This window comes from Pedobacter sp. (assembly GCF_045627485.1).
GTDB lineage: Bacteria > Bacteroidota > Bacteroidia > Sphingobacteriales > Sphingobacteriaceae > Pedobacter.
The window spans coordinates 1-26,554 of sequence record NZ_JAZQNU010000098.1 but is presented as its reverse complement, the minus strand read 5'-3'; the positions used below and the strand labels follow the sequence as shown (position 1 = coordinate 26,554).

Sequence of the window (26,554 nt, the reverse complement as noted above, 5' to 3'; positions counted from 1 at the left end):
AGATAGAATCGATGAAGACGCATTTTTACAAAGCCTTATTTTTAATCGCTGTCGTTTGTACAAGCACCATTAACCTTTTCGCTCAAAATCAGGCGCAAACTAGCCTCGTTGCAAAAGTAGTTGATGGGCAAAATGATGAAACAATTCCATATGCAACAGCAAGTATACTTGACAGAAAAACTAAAGCTATCATAAAAGTAGCACAAACTGATGTAAACGGAAATTTAAAAATTTCAGACCTGCCCGCAGGCGTGGTTACGTTTAAAATAAGTTATATGGGTTACCAAACCATGGTAAGAGATTCGATAACCCTCAAAGGCGGTCAGGTGAATTTAGGAACCATCAAAATGAACCCCTCCAAAGGACTTGCTTTAAAAGAAGTAGAAATTTCAGCTCCTAAGAGCACCATGCAACTGGGTATTGATAAAAAAGTATTCTCTGTAGATCAGAGTTTAGTAAGCGAAGGCGGATCGGCTACCGATTTATTGCAAAACGTACCTACAGTTCAAACTGACATGGAAGGCAATGTTAGTTTAAGGGGATCATCAGGAGTAAGGGTATTGATTGATGGTAAACCTTCGCTTATTGCTGGTGGCGATGTGGCGCAAATTCTGCAATCCATACCTGCCAGTTCCATTGAAAGTGTAGAAGTAATTACTAACCCATCGGCAAAATATGATGCCGAAGGACAATCGGGTATTATCAACATCGTATTAAAAAAGAATAAAAAGCTGGGTTTAAACGGTAACGTCGCTTTAACTGCTGGAAATCAGGAAAATTATAACGCCAATACCAGCTTGAGTTTCCAAAACAATAAAGTAAACCTTTACGGTAATTACAGTTTTCGTACTGGCAACCGTTTGGGAAATGGCTTTAATAATATTACTTACCTTGACAGCGCCTTTCCAACGGTGTTCGCTAACCAGATATCAGATTCTGAAGGATCCAACAAAGGTCATAACGTTAAAGCAGGAATCGACTACAACCTGACAGAAAAAAGTGTTATCAGTTTATCAGGAGGTTTTAACGTGCGTGATAACGACCAATTTGAATTTGTGAATATCAATAAACTGAATGCTGATCGTAATGCTGTTGAACTAAGTAACCGAACCAATAATAACCAACGTGGCGGTAATAGTTTTGACATTAACGCTGATTTTAGTCACAAGTTTAAAAAACCAAAGGAAGAAATCACCGTAAATTTTGGTTTTTCTAAAGGAAATAACAATAGCTACCAGTATTTCAATACTGATATCTACAATATAGACGGGCAGTCTGTGAACCTACCTATGGGGATTAATATAAATGACGGCATGGGTGACAATAAAAATTACAACATACAGGCAGATTATACCTTACCGGTGGGTAAAACCGGAAGATTTGAATCGGGTTACCGCAGCCAGATCCGTTATTCGGACAATACTACGCTGGCACAAATTCTCAATACCACAACAAATGCTTTTGATATGGATTACCTGGTGTCTAATGATTTTAACAGCAAAGACCAGGTGCATGCGCTGTATGCCAATTTCCAGAACCAGATTAAAAACTTTGGTTACCAGGTAGGTTTAAGGGCCGAAGATGCCATGCTTAATACAAGTTCAGGTGCTTATAGTGCGACAAACGGGGTGACCTATACACCAGGAAAAGTTGCTTACACCAGACTTTACCCTAGTGTGTTTTTAACGCAAAAATTAAAAGGAGAACAACAAGTTCAGTTGAGTTATAGCAGAAGGGTAAATCGCCCGAGAGGTTGGGATACAAATCCTTTTCTTGACACCTCAGACCCCTTAAATTACCGCCAGGGTAACGTAAATCTGAAACCAGAAGATGTAAATGCCTTTGAGTTTAGCTATAACAAATACTGGAAGAGCATTACCTTCATTTCCAGCGTTTATTACCGCGAAACAAATGATGTGATCCAACGCGTGAGGTCTTTACCTAATGAAGAGGGTATCACGATTACCACACCACAGAATTTAACCCAGGAACGTAATACAGGGATCGAGCTCATTGGTAAATTCGATGTGTTAAAAGCTTGGAATTTCACGGCAAACGCCAACTTCTTCCAAAGCAATATTAAAGGGGTACCTGAGTTTGGTGTTTTAGAAAATTCCGGATACAGCTGGGACGCTAACATCACCAATAACATTACATTGCCATACAGCATCACATTACAGATAAAAGCAGATTACAGGGCACCGCAGGTAATGGCGCAAGGAAAAAGAAATGCCATGTACGGAATGGATGCCGGCGTTAAGTACGACCTTCCAAATAAAAAATCGTCATTAAGCTTAAACGTGCGTAACGTGTTAAATACCCGTAACTGGAGCATGACTACCAACACCAACAGTACCTTAATTGATTTTGAAAGGTATATGCGCGGACCAATGGCAAGTTTAACTTATTCATACCGTTTCGGCCAGACTACCTTCTCTAAAAAACCTAAAAAAGCAGAACCACAACAGGATCAGCAAGGACCGGATGAAGGATCATTTTAAACGTTAATTTTGTATCTTGCGGCATGGATGAAACGAACCCATGGGTAACTTTAGACAGCCGCAAGATCTATGAAAATAATTGGATCGGTATTACCGAGCACCAGGTAATTAACCCCTCCGGTGGCGAAGGCATTTATGGTGAAGTTCATTTTAAAAACCTGGCCATCGGCATTCTGCCTTTAGATGAGCATCATAACACCTGGCTGGTGGGCCAATATCGTTTTCCCCTGCAAGCTTACAGCTGGGAAATTCCTGAGGGCGGAGGCCCTTTAGGCACAGACCCGCTTGATAGTGCTAAACGTGAGCTTTTGGAAGAAACAGGGCTAACTGCAGGTTCCTGGCAGGAAATTCAACGTATGCACTTATCGAATTCTGTAAGCAATGAATATGCAATCATTTACATTGCCAGAGACCTTACCCAGGGTGAAGCCGAACCAGAGGACACCGAACAACTGGCCATTCGCAAGCTCCCCTTTGCGCATGCCTTCAACATGGTAATCCGTGGAGAAATAACCGACAGCATGAGTGTTGCCGCCATCTTAAAAACACATATCTTAATACAACAAGGACTGATTTAGCAATATATACATGAAAAAACTAGTAGGCTATGTCCTCACTCCTATATTTTACTTTTTCTTTTCATTAACACTGCTCATTTTTCAACCTATTCAATGGATCAGTTATAAGTTTGGTTATGCTGCCCACAAAAGGTCGGTGGATACCCTTAACTTTTTCCTCACCTATTGCCAGCTTTTTTTAGGTAACAGCATCACCTTTACCAATGAGCAGGAATTACCAGAAAACCGGCCGATTATTTTTATTGCCAACCACCAAAGTATGTTCGATATTCCAGGCATTATCTGGTTTATGCGAAAATACCATGTGAAGTTTATCTCTAAAATAGAACTGACCAAGGGTATCCCTTCCATCTCCTTTAACCTGAAATATGGCGGGGGTGCTAATATAGACCGCAACGACAGCAAACAAGCCATTGGCGAAATTATAAAGCTTGGCAAACGGATGCACGCAAATAACTGGTCGGCCATGATCTTTGCCGAAGGCACACGTGCAAAAGACGGTAAAATGAAAAGATTTCATGTTGGAGGGGTAGCCACCTTATTAAAATTTAATCCTAACGCCCTGGTTGTCCCTATTGCGATCGAAAACTCCTGGAAGGTAGTTCAGTATGGTATGTTCCCTTTAAGCACAGGAGAAAGTCTGAAATGGACAGTACTGCCACCAGTGGCTACCGAAGGACAAAGCCTGGAAGAAATTACACTGGCTGCCGAAAACGCCATACGTCATAAACTTCAGCAGCCCTTGCCAGCTTAAATATTCCTGTTGTCTATACGTTTAAAGAATTCTTCTCGGTAGGTATCACCAATAGGAATAATTTTACCGGAGATGGAAATGCGGCTTCTCTCAATGCTGTCAATCTTATCAAGGGAGATGATATAAGACTTATGTACCCGTATAAACTGGATATTTGGCAAAGTTTCATCCATCTTTTTCATATTCTGCAAAGTAATAACCCTTTCATTTTTGGTGAAAATAGAAATGTAATCTTTCAGCCCCTCAATATACAGGATGTCATCAAGCTGTATTTTCTGAATTTTATGCTCCGTTTTCACAAAAATAAAATCCTGTACAGGACTTAAAACTGCAGGTGCAATTGGGGCCGCCACTGGTATGGGAGCGGCAACCGCAGGGGCTTTCTGCACCTGGTTATGCACTTTCTCTACAGCCTTGTAAAAGCGGTCGAATGCGATTGGTTTTAAGAGGTAATCCGATACATTCAGGTCATAACTTTCTAAAGCATACTGCGAATAAGCGGTAGTCAGGATATAATTAGATTTTCCGGTTGCAATCTTCAGGAACTGGATACCTGTTAAATCCGGCATCTGAATGTCAAGAAACACAAGATCGATACCTCCGTCCTGCACAAGCTGTAAGGCCTCAATAGCATTTTCCGTCCGTTTCACCAGTTCCAGGAAAGGAACTTTAGAAATATAATCTTCTAATATATCAAGCGCTAATGGCTCATCATCCACAGCAATACACTTTAATTTTGTCATATGTCAAGCATTAGTTCACTGGTGTAATGGGTAGCCGAATTTACGATATTTAACTTATATCGTTCCGGATATAATAACTGTAACCTACGTTCCACATTACTTAATCCCACCCCACCCATTTCATCTTTGTTGGCGTTATTTTTTTTATTGGTGACACTAAAATGAAGGATCTTCTGGTTAGCAATCAGGTTAATTTTTATTGGATCCTTAGGGTCGTTGGCCACCCCATGTTTAAAGGCATTTTCTACAAACGAGATCAGAATGAGCGGCACAATAGGCTGGTCGTCTATATCCCCTTTAATGGTAAGTTCAACCGCTGCGCCATCCCGAAATCTCAGTTTCTGCAACTCTATATAGCTTTTAACATATTCAATCTCCTTACTCAAAGCGACCCAGCTGTCATTACTCTCATAAATCATGTAACGCATGATTTCCGATAATTTCAATACTGCGTCTGCTGTTTTATCTGACTTCTGATAGGCCAGTGAATAAATATTATTTAACGAATTAAACAGAAAGTGAGGGTTTAATTGCGACTTCAAAAACTGCAGTTCCATGTCCTTTTTCTCACTTTCCAGCTGCCGTTGTACCCTTTCATTACCAAACCAGTCGACAGAGAACTTGATCAGTGAACTGATCACGATAAAGAAACCACTGATGAAAATAGAACGTAAAAAATACTGGGTTACTTCTGTATAGATTTTAGCCCCCGTACGGGAGTTTACATAAGTGAGGATCACGTCACTGTACAACAAAGCCACCATCGACTTTAAAATACCCATAAATACTATTAGTGCAACAAGCGACAAGATGTATAGGCCGTATCTTTTCCGCTCTTTGACCAATTGCGGCATCAGCAGAAAATAATTGATATAGAAAATGGAGATATTGATCAAGCCGTAGTAACCAAAGGAAACGATGATATGGTGCCAGGAAGGCTTTTCCTCATTACTGATCACCGCAAATGTGCAGATCATAATTAAGAAGAGCCAGAAGATTAGATGGATAACTAATGATCCTTTGTTTTTCATTTGCTAAACAAAATTAACAGGTACTAAAATATAAAAACTTAACCTTTATTAAGGGAAGATTCGACGAACTGGCATATTTGTTCTACAAACAGCCAAAATCACCTAAAAACATCAAATTTGGGCTAATCAGCCGTTTATCTAGGATTAGCGGTACTTGGTCTAAAACATTTTAGCAGCAATAATTTTATGATTCTATTTGTTCTATCAAAACGAACAATCATGAAAAAGTTAACCAACGTTTCGCCATTTATACTTTTGTTAGTACCTGTTTTTGTAATGATGTTATTAACCTTCACCACCAGCATTAACAGCGACCAGGAACAAGAAAATATTGTTTCCAAAAAAGATCACAGCAGCCAGTCCATCACAAAGGTAAGCGCTTCTTACCTGAAGTAAGGCGACGACACGAGGCTTTCGTGGCCCTTGTCGTCCACGGCCTGTAGTCCAAAAAAGAAGTTGTCTTTAGAATAAGGCAGCGTAGCAGATGTTCCGGTAACAAAGAACTTCTTCTCCCATTGTGGGCTCGTGGTCTCCCTCAACAAAACATAATAGCCTGCAGGAGCCTTTCCTGATGGCGCTGTCCAGTTGATGGTAGTGTTATTGGTCAGTTGAGAAGTAACCAGCTTCACCGCAGTCGGTTGCTGTGGGGCCAACCCAACGTTAGCCAACACAGACAGGTTTAACCGGGTTATCTTCTGCAGATATGCATAATCTACATATTCCGGTAAATCCCCAAACTTAAAGCCATTTTCTGTCCGCAGATCCTGATGCTGGCGGTTAAAATCCTCATTCATTTCGGTAATTCGTACTGCTGTAAAACCCTGAGCAGAAAACGGCGTATGATCACCTCCTCTTAAAAAGCGGTCTCTTCTATAAATCAATTTAACATCAAGCTGATCTACATACCGCTCGCCTATTTCCTTAATATAACGTGCTGCCTGACGCGCATGACCTTCATTTTCACTACCGCTTGACATTCGTTGTGCCACTTGCTCCTTGGTTTCGCCAGCCGGCACACCTTCTGAAAATATTCTTACCTGGTTATTATTTTTTAAATTGGTTTCCATACCATAGGTATTGCCAATCATGTCGTTGTTCAATACCAAATGTACATCCCATCCCTCTGCTTTTGCGCGCTTAGCCAGGTTGGCTGCACCATAAAGGCCTTGTTCCTCACCTACCATGGCCACGAAAACAAGCGTGGCACCAAACGACTGTTTACTCATTACCCTGGCCAGTTCTAAAACCCCGGCAACACCCGAAGCATCGTCGTTAGCTCCTGGCGCCAGGCTTTTATTGTTCATCACATCAGTAACGCGTGAATCGTAATGCCCGCAAACCAACAACATCCGCTTGTCTGCAGGATCTGTTCCTGGCAATACTGCCATCACGTTTTTAAGCACGGTAACTTCCGGTACCCTCCGGCCATCTGCTGGCTGAACAAAACTATCATACGACACTTTCAGCCTACCCCCATTTTCTTTGTTATAACGTTCAAATTCCGACTTAAGCCAGGTCCGTGCAGCCCCTATTCCCGTGGTTTTGCTTACGGTGTCACTCAAAGTATGCCGGGTGCCAAAGGACACCAGCTTACGCACTGAGTGTTCAAGGTTTGAAGCTGATACCTGGTCCATCATTCCGGTAATTATAGGATCACGTTGAATGGTTTGCTGTGCAAAAAGTGGAACAAAGAAAAACAGAAGTAAGGTAGTAGCGGTGAATTTCATAGTTGAGAAAGATTTAGAGGATGGAATATACAGTTTATTGATAAACAAAGAATCTCCTAAAAATTTAGTTAATAATATTTGTAAAACTAAATAATTAGTTATAGCTTTAATTAAGTAATCAAATAACTCCACTAAAATATGGAAATCAAGGATTTAACTAAAGCAGAAGAGCAGTTGATGCAAATCATCTGGCAGCTAAAAAAAGGATTTGTAAAAGATGTGATGGATCAATTACCAGAACCGAAACCTGCCTACAACACGGTGTCTACCATTATCCGGATACTGGAAAACAAAGGATTTCTTGCCCATGAAGCCTTCGGCAAGGCGCATCAATATTACCCACTGATCAGCCGTGAGGATTACCGCCGTCATGCAACATCTAAACTACTGGACAATTATTTCGAAAACTCGGTGGAAAGCATGTTTTCCTTTTTTGTGAAGGAAGATAAGCTCGACCTGAGTGATGTTGACGAGATTCTGAAAATGATTAAGGACATGAAAAACCGACCAAGATGAGCTGGGCACATTATCTTTTACAGGCAAACATTTACCTGGTGGTATTTTACGCCTTTTACAAGCTGTTATTAGCTAAAGAAACGTATTTCAGCCTTAACCGCCTGTACCTGCTTGCTGCGGCCCTGTTGGCCATGCTGATTCCTTTTTTAAGGGTTGACTGGCTATATACTGATCAAAGCAACAACCTGGTGAATGGAATGGTTGCCTTGAACAACCTGGTCACAGAGGTTGCGGTAGAAGCAGACCGTCCTAATTCCTTTTACATTGGAAGGATAGTTGCCCTGGTTTACCTCTCCGGCTTGTTATTTTTTAGCCTGAAGTTGCTTTACCAGCTGATCAAAGTAAAACACCTGTTAAAGGCAGACCAGCAATTTAAAAACAAGGGTAATGGTGCAGCTTTCTCTTTCTTTAACCAGCGGGTGATAGACCCTGCCCTGCCTGAGCTGCAAACCATCGAATACCATGAACAGGTGCATAGCCGCCAATGGCATAGCCTGGATGTGGTCATCTTCGAAATCCTGGGCATCATGTGCTGGTTTAACCCCATCATCTATTATTATAGAAAAAGCATCAGGAACATCCATGAATACCTCGCCGACGAGGAAGCAGCGCAATATATTGGCGATAAGCAAAAATATGCCTTGTTACTGCTGAGCAGATCCTTTGGCGTCCCCATAAATAGCCTAACCAATAGTTTTTTTAATCAATCACTTCTTAAAAACCGAATCACCATGTTGAACCAAGAAAAATCACCTAAAAAAGCATTGCTCAAGTACGGCTTATACCTGCCGGTATTTGGCCTTACCTTATTGCTTTCCTCTGCTACCCTGCGTAGCAACGAGCAAATTGAAGAATTCACCGCCAGCATTCCTTTAGAAAAGCCTATGGACCTGGTTGAAAGTATCACCTTATCAAAAAACCAAAATCGTTGGAAAGCATTTCCACAAGATTCGGTTTACGAATTTGTGAAGATCGACCAACAACCAACTTTTCAAGGTGGTATGGATAAGTTCTATGAATATTTAAGTAAATCCGTGAAGTATCCAAAAGAAGCTGTGGCTAATAAAATCGAGGGTAAAGTATTCTTATCATTCATTGTGGAAAAAGATGGTGCCTTAAGTAACATCAATGTAGAACGGAGTGTAGGTTCAGGCCTGGATGAAGAAGCCGTAAGGGTGTTAGCAGCATCGCCCAAATGGATTCCGGGTAAAATAGCTGGTAAACCGGTACGGGTTAAATACAACATACCAATTAATTTTGCCTTGAGCAAAAAAACAACGGACAGCGCGCCGAACAAGGTTGTTACCATCAATTCTAAATCTATACTTACCGACAAAAAACCAACCATATATGTGGATGGCATCAAGTCGAATGAAGAAAGCCTTAAAGCGTTAAATTCAGATAACATTGCATCCGTTCACGTCTATAAAAGCGGTAAGGCTGTTGAACGATACGGCGAAGAAGGCAGAGAAGGTGTAGTGGAAATTACGACCATAGGCATAACTGGCAAGGCGACAGAAAAATCAACAGGTGCAACCATTACCATCAAAGGCACTAACAAAAAAGACAGCCAATAGCCTTTAAAAAGACGAAAGCCCAACCAAAATGGTCGGGCTTTCGCTTAAATCCTTGTCTCGATTTATAAATTTATTAAACTTCTTCCTTAGAAACAAATTTTGAAGAATAAAAATCTCTGTTCATCAAAGCGATATTTTGAAGAGAAATCCCTTTAGGACATTCCGCTTCGCAGGCACCGGTATTGGTACAATTACCAAAACCTTCAGCATCCATTTGCGCCACCATGCTTTGTGCACGACGGTAACGTTCTGGCTGTCCCTGAGGCAATTGCGCCAGTTGTGATATTTTCGCCGATGTAAACAACATCGCTGAAGCATTTTTACAAGTAGCCACACACGCACCACAACCAATACAAGCTGCTGCTTCGAAAGCTGCATCCGCTTTAATCTTTGGAATAGGAAGGTTATTTGCGTCCTGTGCATTACCCGTATTTACGGAAATAAAGCCACCTGCTGCCACAATTCTATCAAGGGCAGTACGATCCACAATTAAATCTTTAATCACCGGAAATGCAGCCGCTCTCCATGGTTCTACAACAATGGTATCACCATCCTTAAATGAACGCATATGTAACTGGCATGTGGTGATGCCTTCTTTCGGTCCGTGAGGTCTGCCGTTGATGAACATCGAACAAGCACCACAGATACCTTCGCGGCAATCATGATCAAATAGAACCGGCTCTTCACCTTTATTAATCAACTCCTCATTTAATACATCAAACATCTCCAAGAATGACATATCAGGAGAAATATCAGCTACTTTATAATCCACCAAATTACCTTTGGTTTTGTTATTTTTTTGACGCCAAATTTTTAGCGTTAAATTCATATTTCCTGTACTCATGATTTTGAGATTTTACTATTTATAACTTCTTTGTGCAATCTTGATGTTTTCGAACTTCAATTCTTCTTTATGCAAAGTGAACTGAACATCACCTGAATATTCCCAGGCCGAAACATAAGCGTAATTCTCATCATCCCTTAAAGCTTCTCCTTCTGGGGTCTGGTATTCTTCACGGAAGTGACCACCACAAGATTCATTTCTATTCAGGGCATCCATACACATCAATTCACCTAATTCGATGAAATCTGCCACACGACCTGCCTTTTCCAATTCTGGGTTAAACTCATTGGCTTCTCCCGGAACACGAACGTCAGACCAGAAATCCTTACGTAATTGCTGAATTTCCAAAATACCCTGCTGAAGATCTTTCGCATTACGCGCCATACCACACTTATCCCACATGATTTTTCCTAATTTCTTATGGAAATAATCAACAGACTTGGTTCCCTTAATCGCAAAGAACTTATCAATGATCGATTTAACACTTTTTTCAGCTTCAACGAACGCTGGATGGTCGGTTGAAATAGCTTTAGTAGATAAATCTTTGGAAAGGTAAGCACCAATAGTAGCTGGAATAACGAAGTAACCATCTGCCAGACCTTGCATTAAGGCTGAAGCACCTAAACGGTTAGCACCATGGTCAGAGAAGTTAGCCTCTCCTAAAGCGTATAAACCAGGAACGGTTGTCATCAGGTTATAATCAACCCAAAGGCCACCCATAGTATAATGCACCGCAGGATAAATACGCATTGGAACCTCATAAGGATCTTCACCAGTAATTTGTTTGTACATGTCAAACAAGTTTCCGTATTTCTCTTTAATCACTTCTCTACCCAATCTCATGCAAGTTTCATGATCAGGGTTATGGTTATTATGTTTTGTTGCTTCAATACGACCATAACGTTCTGTATTGGCCGTGAAGTCAAGATAAACTGCAAGTTTAGATTTACCTACGCCATAACCTGCATCACAGCGTTCTTTCGCTGCACGCGAAGCCACATCACGTGGAACAAGGTTACCAAAAGCAGGGTAACGACGCTCCAGGTAATAATCTCTTTCGTCTTCAGGAATGTCTGTAGGTTTGCGGTTATCGTCTTTTTTCTTAGGTACCCAGATCCTTCCGTCGTTCCTTAAAGATTCAGACATCAGGGTTAATTTACTCTGGTGTTCTCCGGAAACCGGGATACAGGTAGGGTGGATTTGTGTAAAGCAAGGGTTACCGAAGTAAGCACCTTGTTTGTGTGCTTTCCATGCCGCTGTAGCGTTACTGCCCATGGCATTTGTTGACAGGTAGAATACGTTACCGTAACCACCACTGCAAATCAATACTGCATGACCAAAATGGCGTTCCAATTCGCCGGTAATTAAGTTACGGGCAATACTACCACGTGCTTTACCGTCAATCTTAACCACTTCCAACATTTCATGGCGGGTATACATCTCCACTTTACCCATACCAATCTGGCGCTCCAGGGCACTGTAAGCACCTAAAAGCAATTGCTGACCCGTTTGACCGGCAGCATAAAAAGTTCTTTGAACCTGGGTTCCACCAAATGAACGGTTATCTAAAAGACCACCATATTCTCTGGCCAAAGGCACACCTTGTGCCACTGCCTGGTCAATAATATTAACGCTCACTTCAGCTAAGCGATAAACGTTAGCTTCGCGGGCACGGTAATCGCCACCTTTAATAGTGTCGTAAAATAAGCGGTAAGTACTGTCACCGTCATTCTGATAGTTCTTCGCTGCATTGATACCACCTTGCGCTGCAATAGAGTGTGCACGACGTGGAGAATCCTGGAAGCAAAAGCATTTTACTTTGTATCCCATTTCCGCAAGCGTAGCCGCTGCCGAAGCACCTGCCAAACCTGAACCTACTACTATGATTTCTATGTTCCTTTTATTTGATGGATTCACCAAGGGCATAGAAGAACGTAACTTAGTCCATTTTTCGGTTAAATCACCTTCTGGTATATGAGCATTTAATTCTGCCATTTTATTTTAAGCTTATACGTTCAAATATTATTTAATTAAACCCAAGTACATTGCAACCGGCATGGCTGCGAATAATACTGAAATGATAATGGAATACCATACGCCGATACCACTCACGATTCCATTGTATTTTGGATGGTTCCATCCAAGGGTTTGGAATGCCGATGCAAAACCGTGTAGCAAGTGATAACAAAGAGATATCATTGACAATACGTACAAGATCACCAGCCATACATTGCTAAAAGTTACTTTCATGACCGAATAAAGATCTTCGAAGCCATTTGCATCATGTGTAGGGATACCTGTAAACCTTGAAACTACCCAAAAGTTAGACAAATGCACGATAAGAAATATCAGTAATAAAGTACCTAATAAACCCATAGAACGGGAATACCACTTACTGTTTGATTTTCCATCATGAACTGCATATTTCACAGGGCGTGCAGCCTGGTTTTGAAAGGTTAAACGGGCACCTTGGTAAATGTGTGCAAGCAAGCCTACAAACAATACAATTTCACCGGCTCTGATTAACCAGTTATGTGCCATAAAGTCTGCTCCTTGATTAAAAGTTAGACCGCCGTCATTAAAAAAGATCAGCGCATTGAGAAAGCAATGCACTATTAAAAATAAAACTAAAAACAGGCCGGTAATGCCCATGATTAATTTTTTTCCAATAGAAGAGGAAAAAGCGTTTCCGAAACTAGCCATTTGATTGTTTTTTTTATATTCTGTTATTGCAAAAGTATCTATTTAATAAAATAATAAGCTAAATCGATGGACCTAATAGTTATTTAGAAACATTCTACATGACATAAGTATGATAAAAAAAAACGGGAGAACTATTAAGTCCTCCCGTTTTTCTAATTATTTAATCGGCAATTAAAATGTAAACGTAAAGTTTCCATTACCACTTACGCCTGAAATGGTTGTCATTCCATTTTTAGACGTTGGTAAAGCATCCTCAATATCTTTTACACTATTAACAGCTTTACCATTTACGGTAGTAATCAACAATCCTTTTGGTACATCTAATGAATCAAATATTTTTCCTGATTCCACTCCTGTAACCACTACCCCATTTTTCACACCATATTTTGCTTTAAGGGCATCTGGAGCCGGAGCGAAAGTTGCACCTAATTTACTAATTGAAGCGCCTGTAGATTTAGCTGCAAGAGCAGGTTTGTCGGCCTTAGCACTGGTCTCTCCTTTAAGCGTAACGGTAAGATCTCTTAGTTTTCCGTCTCTTAAAACAGTCAGGTTTACTTTTTCACCCGGACTCATTCGACCGATTCTTTCTTGCAAATCTGGTGAATCAAAGATTTCTACGCCTTCAACTTTTTTAATGATATCACCTTTTTGAATTCCCGCAGCTGCACCGCCACTATTTGGCAATACTTCATTTACGTATAATCCATTGATATCTTTAACCTTCATTTTTTCAGCATAGTCAGCATCAAGTGCTACAAAAGTAACTCCAATGTAACCACGTCGTACCTCACCATATTTTTTAAAGTCTTCAAGAATCTTTTTAGCAAGGTTAATCGGAATGGCGAAACCATAACCTTCATTAGTACCTGTACGTGATGCGATAGCCGCATTGATACCGATCAGCTCGCCATTGGCATTAACCAGGGCACCACCGCTGTTTCCTGGGTTAATGGCAGCATCTGTTTGAATATAAGATTCAATGGCATTGCTTGCACGTGAAGGAAGCTTTCCTGTTCTTTGGTATTCTTCATATTCTTCTTGTGTAGGCTGTTGTTGTTGTTGTCTGGCTAAAATACCTATAGAACGGGCTTTTGCACTTATAATACCTGCAGTAACAGTTGTTTCCAGATCCAATGGGAAACCAACGGCTAACACCCATTCGCCAATTTGAACATTATCAGAGTTACCCATCTTCACCACTGGCAAATTGGTTTCTTCCACTTTTAACAAAGCCAGGTCAGTGTTAGGGTCTGTACCCACAACTTTGGCAATCACTTTTCGTCTGTTTGACAATACCACTTCCACTTTCTCCGCTTTTTCAACCACGTGGTTATTGGTTACAATATAACCGTCAGGTGTTAAAATCACACCAGAACCTGATGCAGCTCTCGGAGCACTTCTTCGGCCTCCGCCTCCAAAAAACTCTTCCATTAAGTCAAGAGGGCTACCTGAAGACCTGCCTCCGGTATTTGAAAAAACTGTCCTAATGTGAACAACTGCTGGCGATACTGCCGCTGCAGCCTGAACAAAGTCAACAGAGCCCGCTGAAGATATCTTTGCTGGATTATTAGCAAACAAAACTTTTTGCGTTTCTGTTATAGACATGTCCCTATCATTACGGTCAAGGTATTTATAGGCCCCAATTGATGTTCCACCGCCAACCAAGGCGGCCAAAAATATTACTCCTAATTTTTTCATTTGCATATGTTTAGTTATCCTCAATCAAGTTTATTTTATTACAATAAGCATGACAAATGGTTTATTTTTAAAATGTTTCACAATAATTAATCCCTATAATTCAAATTTAATACCACATCACCGATATTTGTACCTTCATTAGACCCTAATTTAGTTAAAAAATGTTAAATAGCCCTGAAAAACGCCTTTTACCCCTTCCATTCTTTAAATATCAGGGTGCCGGTAACGACTTCATTTTAGTAGACAACAGGCAAAAAAACCTGGAACAGTTAACGGAAAAAACCATAAAAAAGCTGTGTAACAGGCGTTTTGGCATCGGTGCCGACGGCCTCATGTTACTAAAAGATCATCCAGACTATGATTTTGAGATGCTGTATTACAACGCCGATGGTAAGCCGGGCAGCATGTGCGGCAACGGCGGCAGATGTATTGTTGCTTTCGCTAAATACCTAGGTATCATCACTAATGAGACTGAATTTTTGGCAGTTGACGGCGCGCATTTTGCCAGAATTTCAGCCGACGGCACACAGGTAGATCTCCAGATGATTGATGTAGACCTTATCGAAAACGATTTTGATGCATTCGTTTTAAACACTGGTTCACCGCATTACGTAAAGCAAGTTACGGGATTAGAAACCATGAACGTCTATGAATCAGGCAGGGCCATCCGTTATAACGACACCTATAAAAACACAGGCATCAATGTGAACTTCGTTGAAGATCAAGGCGACCACCTGTTTGTGCGTACCTACGAACGTGGTGTGGAAGAAGAGACATTCGCCTGCGGAACCGGTGTAACAGCTGTTGCACTGGCCATGGCGAGGCACAATAACCACATTGGCCAACAAAGTACTGCTATTAAAGTGCTGGGCGGCAACTTGCGGATAGACTTCAGTTATGATGGGGAGCGGTTTAAAAACATCTTTCTTTCCGGACCAGCCATTCAGGTATTTAAAGGGGAAATCCCCCTTTAATCGCCCTCGGCAATATGTGCGGCTACGCCGATCTTTATTTCGCCGAAAGTATAATCCCTGCCCAAATGTGTGCGGATGGCGTTCATCTGCAAAGTCTTCAGTTGTTTAATGGCTTTTAGAATCGCATTCAACTTGCCTTTACTTATGGCTTTAGAAGCAGGAATTTCCTGAAGCGCAATGAAATGGGCCAGGTGTCCTTCAATGGTGCCAATCACCATCTTCCTTTCCGCCGCAATTTCCTGTGGGGTCATTCCTTTGTTCAACAGCTCTAAAGTCAGCATTTTGGTATCTTCTTTAGGTGCTTTATCGGCTGTTTTTTTACGTGCCGGCGCTTTCTTTTTAGCGGTAAAGTCAAGTGTATTCGACAAACCAATCACCTTTTTCATGTCCAGCTCACGTTGCGCCTCATCAAGTAATGCCGTTACATCTTTTCGGGTAAACTCTTTACCTTCTATGGTTGCTTGTAATAAGGCAGTTGCCTTACGTATGTTTTTGTATTGCTCGTAAAACAACGATTCCATCTCCATCAGCTCCGTCAGAAAGGCTGTGATCTGCTTTTCCTGCTTCACCAGTTCCATCCGGTCGAAGATGTTTTTCGACATGGCCTTTAGCAATGGATTAAAATAACGTTCTGCTGCTAGGGTACGTTCCAGGAGTACTTTAAAACCAGCCTCAGACTTATCCATACTCAACCTTTGGATCTGCGCCAGAAACTTATTGGCATTTGTCTTTTGTTCGCTAAGCGACTTTAATAATGACTGTGCCCATTTGTGGTGTTTCTGTTTGGCCGACTTATTCAAATCTTTGGTATAGGAATGCACATGCTCATAAACATAGTTATCAAGGGCGGTCAGGTCGAAGCACTTCAGCAGGTAGCTTGTTAGGAAAACCTCACTCTCAGATTTAATCTGCGTGGTGAGCACTTCAGTGGCCACTTTATTCCTGGAGAACATCGACACATTAGGGTCCTGCATAATGCCGCTACCAGATATTTGCGAGGTAAGTACAAGTCCTTCTAATGAGCGCAGGCGCGAAAGGGCTACATAAATTTGCCCCGGCGCAAAGGCATTGCCAATATCAATAATGGCTTTATCGAAAGTCAATCCCTGGCTTTTGTGAACAGTAATTGCCCAAGCCAGCTTAACAGGGTATTGAATGAACTTACCAATCACCTCTTCCTTAATTTCGTGGGTCACCTGGTCGGTGGTGTACCTGATGTTTTTCCAGGTATATTTTTCTAACACAATCTTTTCTTTCAGCCCCTCAGTTTCTACTTCAATTTCGTCGGAAGATAACCTGACTACCGTCGCTATCTTGCCATTAAAGAAACGCTTTTCCGGAGTAGGGTCGTTTTTGATAAACATCACTTGTGCCCCAAGCTTCAATTCCAGGCTGTGTTCCGCTGGATACGAAGATTCACTAAACTCATCGTCAACCTGGGCTTTATAAAAGTAAGAAGGCCCCTTCAAAGCCATTAAACTTTGTTTGTTCATGGTATCGGCGCGTTGGTTATGGGTAGTGAGGGTAATGTATTTATCTTTAGCACCAGGTTTAAAATCTTCCCGGTAATAGGTTTTTAGCAAGGCTACATCCTGCTCAGTTACCGTGTTGTTCCTCAGGTTATTCAGCAAACTGATAAACACATCGTCAGATTGACGGTACACTTTCTCCAGTTCAATATACACCGGAGGGTGCTGTTGCAGGGCATGGGCATCAAAAAAATAGGCACTCTGGTAAAACTCGCTTAGCAAACCCCACTCGTTATTACGAACCACCGGAGGTAACTGGTGCAGGTCGCCGATAAACAATACCTGCACACCTCCGAAATTGCTATTGTTCTTCCGCACATAACGAAGTACCATATCTATCGCATCCAGCAAATCGGCCCTTAACATACTCACCTCATCGATAATCAATAACTCCAGGTCTATAAAGATCCTGCGTTTAGTCATGTTCATCTGCAAATGCCTTACAATCGATTTTGGTGTATTGTATTGCTGGTTAAAATGGCTATCGCCAGTAGCGGGTTGTTTTGGAAGGTAAGTACCAAAAGGCAGCTGAAATAAAGAATGTATGGTAACCCCCGCCGCGTTAATGGCCGCAATACCTGTAGGCGCAACAATAACCGCCTTTTTATGGGTAAGCGCAATCAAATTTCGCAGAAAAGTTGTTTTTCCTGTTCCTGCTTTACCGGTCAGGAAGATATGTCGCGAAGTATAATTAATGAATTTTGCAGCCAGTTCTGCGGGGTTAGTCTCAGACATATTACAAAGCTAAACAACTTAATTGAACTGGTGGTTGCCCCCTTTTATTTTATCTTCATCATTAAATAACCCCGGTAGTTATAGTTACGGCTGTTAGGGTTGTTTAAAAATATATCCGTTAATACCAGTTCCAGCACGTACTGGTCGGTGTTAACAACGTTTCTCATGTCATCTTCCGGCACCAGGTAAAAGTTGTCGCCAGGTTTGGTTTTTAGTTTACCCTGGCGGTAAGCAGCTTCTGTTCTTTTTACAATTCCGTAAACGTCAATGGACATTGCTGCCTGCTCACCAATAGCAACCTGCAATTCACCCATCTTCCCTTGGCCGATGGCCACTGGTGTGCCATTAACAACAAGGTCCATGGCCTCGGTATCATTAATCGGGATCATGTAGTCATAACCTTTAACAGAAAGTGGTAATTTTTTATCAACGCCAAAGGCCATGAAGCCGTATTGTCCTGCCTTTTCAAGTAAAGGGTTATCTACATTAAAGATTTTGTAGGCCGTATCCACCAGTTTTGTTTGTATTTCACCCCTGTACCCCCGTGTACCGGCATCCCGAAACAAAGACTTTTCAATCGCCAACAGGTTTACTTTGGTAAAGGGTTGTAAAGTACCTATCCCGTGGTTAATAACCAGGTAATGAATAATATGCCTTTTTTCGAGCATTCCTTTATTGTCTTTAGCCCCATTAAAATGTGTAAACCGTTTAAGTTGCGAATACCTGGATACAGAAGGCGCACTTTGCGGACCAAAAGCAGCCAAAAAAGCTAAAACACTCAGACTTACCGGTATAATGCGAATATTCTGTTTCGAACTACTTAAAAAGTATGCAGTGATAGCGGCTAACCAGATCGCCAGCACCATTACAATATAACGGGGTTCTGTAATCCCGTAGCTCATCACACGCACCCAGATCGCCAGCATCAACAATACCAGCAGTGGGATCATCGTGATAAAGACACCCTTAAAAAACCGGCCGAACCATTGATTTTCTGAACGTTCTTTTATGGGGTAGATCAACAATACCGCAAGCAGGCCTGCCACGGCGTAACATAAAATCAGCATAGACACATTGCCTTTCGGCAGTTCCCAGGCCAATAGAATAGTAACTTCGTAAATCAGTAAAATACCCAGGTATACCAACATTAATGGAATCAGCACATATTGGGTAAACACTTTTAAGCCTTTTTGATAAGCAGGCTCAGCAGCATTTAGCGCTTTAAAATTTGCAGGTATACCGCCCATAAAAAAGAAGGTCGTAAAGCCGATTCCAATTACCGTAAGCATGTAGCGGTAAAGCTTTCCATCAATAGCTACATTAAACAACTCTTCAATAGCCAGCAGGGCAATAGAAAGCCCTGTAAATAAAACTGCAGCATAAAAAGCGGCAGTCAGAAAGCGCAGGAGAAGGATTTTATTAAACACCCAAAAGCCGTTCAGGTTGCCCTCATGGAGAAAAGCGCTATAAGAAACTGCCAGGTGAAAGCTTATCATAAAAAACACAATCCTGAACCAATCAGTTGCATATAACCCCGGCTGCAATGAAAAATAAATAGCCACACAAAAGGCCAGCACGAGAATTCTCAATGCCCATTGTCTATTGGGCCTCCATTGATTCGACGCTGCATACAGGTCTGCCGACAGTAAAGCCACAAAAGCAATATTGCAAACAAACACCAGTTTCCAGTATTGGTCTGAAGTTACCGGTTGCCCCTCAAGGTGTATCCTGTAAAAACAGGCCGCCATGGCCAATAAAACAGCGGCCACTTGCAAAGGAAACCTGATCACTGTAGCCTTGGTACTTTGGAAAATGGAGTCGAGCGTAAAAATTTTCATTAGTTAACTAGCAATTTATACCCCTTGCCGTGCACATTAATGATTTCGACTTTAGGGTCTTCGCGAAGGTGTTTGCGAAGCTTGCTTAAAAACACATCCATGCTTCGTCCGTTGAAATAATTATCGTCGTGCCAGATCTGAAGTAACGCTTCTTCCCTGGTGAGCACAGAATTCTTTTTCAAACACAATAACTGCAACAACTCTGCCTCCTTGGTTGACAGCTTCTGTTGCTTCCCTTTAAACCAGATGAGTTGGGTGGTATAATCGAACATATATTCACCGATCTGGAATTGGGTAGGCTTCACCTCTTTTTCTTCGGGTTCCTTGTTGGCAGAAACACGTTTAAGCAATGCATTGATACGAAGGAGCAATTCTTCAATTCTGAATGGTTTGGTAATATAGTCATCGCCGCCTAAATCATAGGCAGAGGCTTTATCTTCCATCATCGATTTTGCTGTGGCAAAAATAATCGGCACCTGTTCGTTAATCTTTCTGATTTCCTTTCCAAGGGTGAAACCATCCTTTTTGGGCATCATCACATCAAGAATGCAAAGGTCAAATGTTTGTTTATTAAATGCACGGATGCCTTCTTCGCCATCAACGCATAAAACCACTTCAAACTTACCTTTCAATTGCAGGTAATCTTGCAATAAAGTACCTAGGTTAGGATCATCTTCAACCAACAGAATTCTCTTCATATTATTTCAACGGTAAGGTAATTTCAAAAACTGTCCCTTTGTGTTTTTCACTGCGCACTTTAATGGTGCCTTTCATCTGTACTACAATGTCCCGAACATAGTTTAACCCAAGTCCAAAACCTTTTACATCATGCAAATTACCCGTCGGCACGCGATAAAACTGATCGAAGATACGTTTAGTCTGGTCTTTATCAATACCGATACCCTGATCGGCTATTTCAATAACCAGCGATTTATTTACATTCCGGGTTACTATTTTAATTTCCGGTGCATCAGCACTGTATTTATTGGCATTATCAATCAGGTTGTAAATGATGTTTGACAGGTGTAACTCATCGCCTAATACCAGGGCATTTGCGGCCTCAAGGTTTAAGGTTAAGGTTGCGGCGCGCTTTTGTAATTGCAAATTCATACTGTCAGCCACTGCAACAATCAATTCATTAACATCTACCTCTTCCCATTGCAGGTGAAGTTCGTTTTTATCTAATCGGGCAATACTCAGCACCCGTTCAATATGATTGCCCAGGCGCATATTTTCATCATAAATAATGCCTGCAAGTTTCTTCACCCTGCTCCTGTCTTCCGTAAGCTCCGGATCTTTTAAGGCCTCACTGGCAATCATGATTGTGGCTACAGGAGTTTTAAACTCGTGGGTCATGTTGTTAATGAAGTCTGTTTTCATCTCCGAAATCTTTTTCTGCTTCAAAATGGCATATAGGGTGTACGAGAAGATAAAAATGAGTACAACAACCAGACCACCCGACGATGCCAGCGTTGCTCCCATATTACTAAAAATCGATGCGTTTTTTTCAGGGAAATGCACATACAGCATGCCTGGATCTCTTTTAATATCGTTACTGAATAAAGTAGTTTTGTAAGTGTTCTCATCAGTGGTTGCATCGTCAGTTAATGCGATTTTCTGAAACAACAGCGAATCCTGGTTAGCCAGTTTTACCCAGAAATTGTAATCAAGCGAAATGTTTCTGTTAAGCAGCTCGCGCTTGATTAGCGTATCCAGCACGTTTTTATTAACCCTTTGGGTGATGGGAACATTCTCCTGCTGCATTTCTTTGGCAGCTTCTTCAACCAGGTTAAAGTTATCGGTATCAAATACGCTAAGCGTATCGGTTTTTAATTGTTTAAGCTCCTGCTGGTAGCGCCTGGCCGCCAACGCATCTTCCCGCCTGAATTTTTCTTTCAACACCCCATCTACCGTAGCCAACGACACTTTAAGAGGCTGACCATTAAGGTAACTATAGGCCAGGTACCTGATGCTATCGGGTAGTTCTTCTGGTTTTAAACTAAACGTTTTTTTAGACTCCAGCCTGAATGTTTTCCTTACGTTTCCATCAACGAGGTGCATATCGGCATCGAGCCGTACGTTTACATCAACATCAAGCGGTGTAGTTGATTGATTTCCCAAGGCAACATAGGTTTCTTCAGGGATAATCTCTGGATTACGAAAATTAACCCTGATCATACTGTCCTGGAAGTTCAGGTCATCAATGATAATCTTCTGCCGGGCTAGTTTACGTTTTCTTTCTTCTTCTTTATACCGTTCGGCTAGCTTAAGGATAGCTTCTTCCTTGTCGCGACGCTCTTTTTGCAGGTTTAAGCGGCGTTCGAAATCCTTGCGGGTAATATGACTGGCAGCATTTCTGCGTTGAACCTTATTAACCACGGCATTTAATGCCTGGTTAACATTCTGCTCAAAAAGCTGGGAGTTAAGATGATAAGCCTGACGGATGTAATACAACTGCATCACCACTACACCCACGAGTGCAATCGTCATTAAAGCTGTAATTAACCAAAAGCTAGTTTTTTTCATCGACCAAAAGCTGTAAGAGGATTTTCACCCTATAATGTATTCAAAATTAATGAAGCCAGCTTATAAAAGCCTTTATTTAACACTTTTTAACGAAAAAAAAGAGCGTCATTACCCCTTTTAACAGCCTCACAATGACTAACTATTGCAAGGCAAGCTACTCACCTTCTCGTGGCCCTCTCCAGGGGGTTGCCTCGTCTGTAGCCGAACAGAGGGCGACGCAAGGGCGAGGAGAGGGCGAAGCAACCCCCTAGAGACCCCCATATAATCCAAAGAGAACCTGTGATGTACTAGAATAGCTAAACACGGGTAAATTGAATTTGTTGACCCGAAAAAAAGGACAAAAAAAAAGTGCCAGGAGCTACGCCCGGCACTAATTTTAAAATTGCTTCCTTAAAAAAGGTCTTTAGAATGGCAAATCATCTTCATCGCCAGGTGCGCTGTTTAAGTCTACAGGCGGAGCATATTCTGGGGTAGCGCCAGCTGCATTGTTCAATGCATTGATACGCCAAACTACTAAACTGTTAAAATAAGACACCTTACCGGTTTTATCCGTCCATGGACGACCACGTAAATTAAAGGCAACTTCTACCTGATCTCCAACTTTCAAACTATCGAATAAACTGGTTTTATCTTGTAAAGCTTCAAACCTGATATATTCTGGATAAGTAGGGTTTTCAGCGTACTCTATAATTAGGTCGCGTTTTTTAAAAGTCTCACTCACCTGCTGTAATGCACCGATTTCATGCACTTTTCCTTTTAATTCCATAACAAATACTCTTATATTCTACTTTCAAGTTCAAATCTCTATATTTTTATTGATAACTTCGCACAATATATGATGCAAGTTTTCCACACAAAGAGTAAGGTTATCATAACCTGCAACAAAAGACTTTCGCCTTATCTGGTAGAGGAAGTTAAATCATTGGGTTACACGATTGTAAGGGATTTTCCTACGGGCGTAGAGTTAAATATTACTTTAACAGAGTGTATAAAACTTAACTTGAACCTTCGCTGTGCCAGCCAGATTTTATACTGCATCAGTAGCTTTAAAGCCAATAATCCTGAAGAATTATACCGCGAAGTGGTAGACCTGGAATGGGAAGAACTGATTGACTTTGCCGGTTACTTCTCGGTAACCTCCAATGTTGATAACCCAACCATCACCACCCCTTTATTTGCCAATCTAAAAGTAAAGGATGCGATAGTGGACCGTTTCAGGGCTAAGAAAGATATCCGTCCGAACACGGGCTCCGATAATAATAAAACGGTAATCCATTTATACTGGAAAGACAGCGATGCTGATATTTTCATTGATACCTCTGGCGAAACGCTTGCCAAACATGGTTACCGTAAAATTCCTGGTAAAGCACCAATGCTGGAAGCACTAGCTGCCGGCACGATTATGAGTACCACCTGGGACCATAAATCGCCATTCGTTAATCCCATGTGCGGTTCAGGAACCCTGGCTATTGAAGCGGCTTTAATAGCCACTAACCGTCGCCCGGGTTTGTATCGCATGAATTATGGTTTTATGCATATTCTGGGTTACGATGAAGAGGCCTTTTTTGCAGAACGCAGGATTTTAAAAGAGCAGGTGATCAAAAATATAGACCTCACCATTATTGCAACTGATATTTCTGAGGATGCCGTAGAGGTGAGTAGACGTAACGCTAAAACTGCGGGTGTTGATACCATAATTACTTTTGAGGTATGCGACTTCGCCGATACCCCGGTTCCGGAAGGTGGCCGTGGTGTAGTGGTATTTAACCCTGAATATGGCGAACGTTTGGGTGAACATTCTAAATTAGAATTAACCTATAAGCGTATCGGTGATTTCTTAAAGCAACACTGCAAAGGTTATACAGGTTATATCTTTACCGGCAACCCTGATTTAGCTAAAAAAATAGGTCTTAAAGCCTCCCGTAAGATAGAATTTTATAACGGTAAACTGGACTGTCGCATGATGGAATACGAATTGTATGACGGTACGCGCCGCCCTGAGGGTGAGCGTCCAGTAGCTAAAACCCCGCAAGACTAATATATGGAGCAGGCCATCATCAGTAAAACCATTGCTTTTGTTAAGGAAACGCTGGAAGGCGCCGAAGCTGGTCACGACTGGTTTCACATTGAGCGTGTTTACAAAACAGCAAAACACATCAATTCAATTGAGCATGGCGACTCGCTGGTGGTAGCGTTGGCTGCCCTTTTACATGATATTGCGGATAGCAAATTTAATGGAGGCGACGAAGAAATTGGCCCGCGCATCGCAGGTGAATTTCTTCAGCGTCTTGATCTCGATGCTGCTGTGATTAACCATGTGCAGGAGATCATTAAAAATTTAAGTTTTAAAGCCAGCCTGGGCGAAATCACTTTCGCTTCGAAAGAACTGGATATTGTACAGGATGCCGACCGTCTGGATGCCATTGGCGCCATCGGCATTGCCCGTGCCTTTACCTATGGCGGCTTTAAGAACCGTGTGTTGTACGATCCGGAGATCAAACCGGTTGTAAACCAAAGTAAAGAGGCTTACAAAAATACGGTGGCCCCTACCATCAATCACTTCTACGAAAAATTACTCCTGCTTAAAGACCTGATGAAAACGTCTACAGGGCAACAAATGGCTGTGGAAAGACACCAGTTTATGGAGACGTACCTGTCGCAATTTTATGCGGAATGGGAAGGCATTAAGTAAGGCTTCCAATGGTTCTGGCTAAAATGAATGCATCGTCGCAAAATAATGTTATTAATGATCTGCGTGTTATTTTTTACCCGTCTGCATTTTAACCGGTCTAGAAAGTTTTGAGAAGGTAAGTGAACCCATTTTCCACTTACCATTTTCCTTTATATACACCTCGGTTACCATAAAGGGATTGATGACCTCATTGCTACCCAGTGCCGCTACCAAATCGATATCATTTAACAAAATGGCGGTATTACCAAACAGCTTAACTGATGCAGCATAAACCTCAGCCTTTTTATAATGTATATTGCCTGATTTAATGACATCAAGCTCCCTTTCTGTTCCCCAGCTGCCGCCCATGTGCACAAACATCGCCTTGGCGTCAAATAACAAACTCAAAGAATCAACATTTTTATCAGCCATCCAGCGCCATTTCTTTTTTGACAAGTCCAAAACCTCTTGTTCTGCCTTTGTAGGGGGAGTCTGGGTCCCCGCTGGTGTTTGTGCATTGGAAGTCTGAAGTCCTGCAACGAGGATAAATAACGCAAAAAATACTTTTTTCATAAGGTTTATATAAGGGGTTTATAGGCGTAATTATTAATTCAGGCTTCGGTATTCATTGGGTGTATGTCCTACCCGCTTTTTAAAGAGCCTGATGAAATGCTGTGGATATTTGAATCCCAACTCGTAAGCGATCTCACTTACGGTCTTATTACCCTCAAAAATCTTATTCTTAGCTACCTCAACTATTTTGTCCTGAATGAAATCCTGCGCAGTCCTACCTGTTTCCTTTTTAATCAGATCTCCAAAGTAGTTAGCCGAAAAATGAAGTTCCTGTGCACAGTAAGCGACCGAAGGCAGTCCGATGGTGTAAGGCTTCTCTGATTTAAAATAGCCATTAATTAAATCTTCAAAGTTTTCCAGGACCCCTTTATTGACAGTTTCTCTTGTAATAAACTGACGATCGTAAAAACGGTCACAGTAGTTAAGCAGTAATTCTATAGTAGAGGCTATTAGCTTTTTACTGTGCTTGTCAATAGACTGCTGTAGTTCGCTGTTAATCTTTGCAAACAAATCCAGTATCAATTGACGCTCTTTGGTTGACAGGTGAAGCGCCTCATTCGTATGGTAACTGAAAAAATGATAGTCATTTAATGCTTTCGCCAAAGAAGTTCCACGGATCAGGTCTGGGTGAAATACCAGTGCATGTCCCATCGGCTGATAGACATCAACTTTATTTTCTACGTCTATAATTTGACCTGGTGAAATGAACACCAATGTTCCCTCCTGATAATCGTAATATTGACGTCCGTACTTCAAATCGCCACACTTGACGTCTTTTAAGAAAATGCAATAAAGTTCGAAATTCATTTTCGAACCTGTTCGCATTTCCGCTTTTGAGAAGTCTATCACACTAACCAGCGGGTGCAATGTTTCATGGTTATTAAAAGCATTGTATTCACTGATTGTCTTAAAGTTATATTCCTTTTCCATAGCATGAGGTCTTCGCCTATACAAACTTAAAGAATTCAATGGGGTTGTAGTTATAACACAATCAGGATCAGTAAAAATGGTAGTAAAAGCAGGAATATGTATCCAC

At 41.5% G+C, this 26,554-nt stretch carries 23 protein-coding genes; 9 read left to right on the top strand and 14 right to left on the bottom strand.

Features of this window, described 5'->3' with window-relative positions:
• The first annotated feature begins 11 nt into the window (after positions 1-11).
• Genes ACR2F3_RS07550 through ACR2F3_RS07540 form a run of 3 tightly spaced genes read left to right on the top strand, consistent with a single transcriptional unit; the run spans position 12 to position 3,833 of the window.
• Positions 12-2,501, top strand: coding sequence for a TonB-dependent receptor domain-containing protein (locus ACR2F3_RS07550; protein WP_432709375.1), 2,490 nt, complete (start codon positions 12-14; stop codon positions 2,499-2,501).
• Between the two features lie 23 nt (positions 2,502-2,524).
• A complete protein-coding gene (locus ACR2F3_RS07545; RefSeq protein ID WP_432709374.1) occupies positions 2,525-3,079 on the top strand; it encodes an NUDIX domain-containing protein in 555 nt (184 codons plus the stop codon).
• A 10-nt stretch (positions 3,080-3,089) separates the two neighbouring features.
• Entirely contained in the window at positions 3,090-3,833 is a 744-nt protein-coding gene (locus tag ACR2F3_RS07540; RefSeq protein ID WP_432709373.1) for a lysophospholipid acyltransferase family protein, read from the top strand.
• Here the strand turns inward: ACR2F3_RS07540 and ACR2F3_RS07535 are convergent.
• The gene (locus ACR2F3_RS07535) at positions 3,830-4,576 is read right to left on the bottom strand and encodes a LytR/AlgR family response regulator transcription factor (RefSeq protein WP_432709372.1); all 747 of its coding nucleotides are present in this window, start codon (positions 4,574-4,576) and stop codon (positions 3,830-3,832) included. The two genes, ACR2F3_RS07540 and ACR2F3_RS07535, sit on opposite strands and share 4 nt — an antisense overlap.
• Positions 4,573-5,607, bottom strand: coding sequence for a sensor histidine kinase (locus tag ACR2F3_RS07530; protein WP_432709371.1), 1,035 nt, complete (start codon positions 5,605-5,607; stop codon positions 4,573-4,575). The genes ACR2F3_RS07535 and ACR2F3_RS07530 overlap by 4 nt, the downstream gene beginning before the upstream one ends.
• A gap of 219 nt (positions 5,608-5,826) precedes the next feature.
• Here ACR2F3_RS07530 and ACR2F3_RS07525 point away from each other — a divergent pair, with 219 nt between their 5' ends.
• Positions 5,827-6,003, top strand: coding sequence for a hypothetical protein (locus ACR2F3_RS07525; protein WP_432709370.1), 177 nt, complete (start codon positions 5,827-5,829; stop codon positions 6,001-6,003).
• On the opposite strand, the gene ACR2F3_RS07520 is transcribed toward ACR2F3_RS07525, so the two are convergent.
• Positions 5,991-7,334, bottom strand: coding sequence for a M20/M25/M40 family metallo-hydrolase (locus tag ACR2F3_RS07520; RefSeq protein ID WP_432709369.1), 1,344 nt, complete (start codon positions 7,332-7,334; stop codon positions 5,991-5,993). The two genes, ACR2F3_RS07525 and ACR2F3_RS07520, sit on opposite strands and share 13 nt — an antisense overlap.
• Positions 7,335-7,472: 138 nt before the next feature.
• Here ACR2F3_RS07520 and ACR2F3_RS07515 point away from each other — a divergent pair, with 138 nt between their 5' ends.
• A complete protein-coding gene (locus tag ACR2F3_RS07515; protein WP_432709368.1) occupies positions 7,473-7,850 on the top strand; it encodes a BlaI/MecI/CopY family transcriptional regulator in 378 nt (125 codons plus the stop codon).
• Positions 7,847-9,427, top strand: coding sequence for a M56 family metallopeptidase (locus ACR2F3_RS07510; RefSeq protein ID WP_432709367.1), 1,581 nt, complete (start codon positions 7,847-7,849; stop codon positions 9,425-9,427). Before ACR2F3_RS07515 ends, ACR2F3_RS07510 begins: the two co-directional genes overlap by 4 nt.
• 73 nt (positions 9,428-9,500) lie before the next feature.
• On the opposite strand, the gene ACR2F3_RS07505 is transcribed toward ACR2F3_RS07510, so the two are convergent.
• The 4 genes from ACR2F3_RS07505 to ACR2F3_RS07490 all read right to left on the bottom strand — a co-directional run bounded on the left by ACR2F3_RS07505 (position 9,501) and on the right by ACR2F3_RS07490 (position 14,672).
• Complete coding sequence (locus tag ACR2F3_RS07505) at positions 9,501-10,271, bottom strand: succinate dehydrogenase/fumarate reductase iron-sulfur subunit (RefSeq protein WP_432709366.1); 771 nt, start codon at positions 10,269-10,271, stop codon at positions 9,501-9,503.
• A 15-nt stretch (positions 10,272-10,286) separates the two neighbouring features.
• Positions 10,287-12,266: a fumarate reductase/succinate dehydrogenase flavoprotein subunit gene (locus tag ACR2F3_RS07500; protein WP_432709365.1), complete on the bottom strand. Its 1,980-nt coding sequence runs from the start codon at positions 12,264-12,266 to the stop codon at positions 10,287-10,289.
• A gap of 27 nt (positions 12,267-12,293) precedes the next feature.
• The gene (locus tag ACR2F3_RS07495; RefSeq protein WP_432709364.1) at positions 12,294-12,974 is read right to left on the bottom strand and encodes a succinate dehydrogenase cytochrome b subunit; all 681 of its coding nucleotides are present in this window, start codon (positions 12,972-12,974) and stop codon (positions 12,294-12,296) included.
• A gap of 171 nt (positions 12,975-13,145) precedes the next feature.
• On the bottom strand, positions 13,146-14,672 hold the full coding sequence (locus tag ACR2F3_RS07490; protein ID WP_432709363.1) for a trypsin-like peptidase domain-containing protein: 1,527 nt from the start codon (positions 14,670-14,672) through the stop codon (positions 13,146-13,148).
• A 161-nt stretch (positions 14,673-14,833) separates the two neighbouring features.
• Between ACR2F3_RS07490 and dapF the strand changes: the two genes are divergently transcribed.
• Positions 14,834-15,646 (top strand): diaminopimelate epimerase, encoded by an 813-nt coding sequence (gene dapF, locus ACR2F3_RS07485; protein ID WP_432709362.1) that lies wholly within the window; start codon positions 14,834-14,836, stop codon positions 15,644-15,646.
• Here dapF and ACR2F3_RS07480 read toward each other — a convergent pair.
• The 5 genes from ACR2F3_RS07480 to ACR2F3_RS07460 form a co-directional block, all read right to left on the bottom strand.
• The gene (locus ACR2F3_RS07480) at positions 15,643-17,910 is read right to left on the bottom strand and encodes a helix-turn-helix domain-containing protein (RefSeq protein WP_432709361.1); all 2,268 of its coding nucleotides are present in this window, start codon (positions 17,908-17,910) and stop codon (positions 15,643-15,645) included. The genes dapF and ACR2F3_RS07480 overlap by 4 nt on opposite strands.
• A gap of 44 nt (positions 17,911-17,954) precedes the next feature.
• Positions 17,955-19,748: a DUF4153 domain-containing protein gene (locus ACR2F3_RS07475; protein WP_432709360.1), complete on the bottom strand. Its 1,794-nt coding sequence runs from the start codon at positions 19,746-19,748 to the stop codon at positions 17,955-17,957.
• A complete protein-coding gene (locus ACR2F3_RS07470) occupies positions 19,748-20,446 on the bottom strand; it encodes a response regulator transcription factor (RefSeq protein ID WP_432709359.1) in 699 nt (232 codons plus the stop codon). The genes ACR2F3_RS07475 and ACR2F3_RS07470 overlap by 1 nt, the downstream gene beginning before the upstream one ends.
• Before the next feature lies 1 nt (position 20,447).
• Entirely contained in the window at positions 20,448-22,238 is a 1,791-nt protein-coding gene (locus tag ACR2F3_RS07465; protein ID WP_432709358.1) for a sensor histidine kinase, read from the bottom strand.
• Positions 22,239-22,677: 439 nt separating this feature from the next.
• Complete coding sequence (locus ACR2F3_RS07460) at positions 22,678-23,040, bottom strand: DUF3127 domain-containing protein (protein WP_432709357.1); 363 nt, start codon at positions 23,038-23,040, stop codon at positions 22,678-22,680.
• Between the two features lie 72 nt (positions 23,041-23,112).
• Between ACR2F3_RS07460 and ACR2F3_RS07455 the strand changes: the two genes are divergently transcribed.
• Positions 23,113-24,312 carry a THUMP domain-containing class I SAM-dependent RNA methyltransferase gene (locus tag ACR2F3_RS07455; protein ID WP_432709384.1) on the top strand — a complete coding sequence of 400 codons (1,200 nt, stop codon included), beginning with the start codon at positions 23,113-23,115 and terminating at the stop codon, positions 24,310-24,312.
• Between the two features lie 3 nt (positions 24,313-24,315).
• Positions 24,316-24,966, top strand: a complete 651-nt coding sequence (locus ACR2F3_RS07450) for an HD domain-containing protein (RefSeq protein ID WP_432709356.1) — start codon at positions 24,316-24,318, stop codon at positions 24,964-24,966.
• Positions 24,967-25,032: 66 nt separating this feature from the next.
• Here ACR2F3_RS07450 and ACR2F3_RS07445 read toward each other — a convergent pair whose 3' ends face one another.
• Together ACR2F3_RS07445 and ACR2F3_RS07440 are read right to left on the bottom strand one after the other, a co-directional pair.
• Complete coding sequence (locus ACR2F3_RS07445) at positions 25,033-25,518, bottom strand: nuclear transport factor 2 family protein (RefSeq protein ID WP_432709355.1); 486 nt, start codon at positions 25,516-25,518, stop codon at positions 25,033-25,035.
• Between the two features lie 33 nt (positions 25,519-25,551).
• On the bottom strand, positions 25,552-26,554 hold a 1,003-nt coding region (locus ACR2F3_RS07440; protein ID WP_432709354.1), incomplete at its 5' end, for a helix-turn-helix domain-containing protein.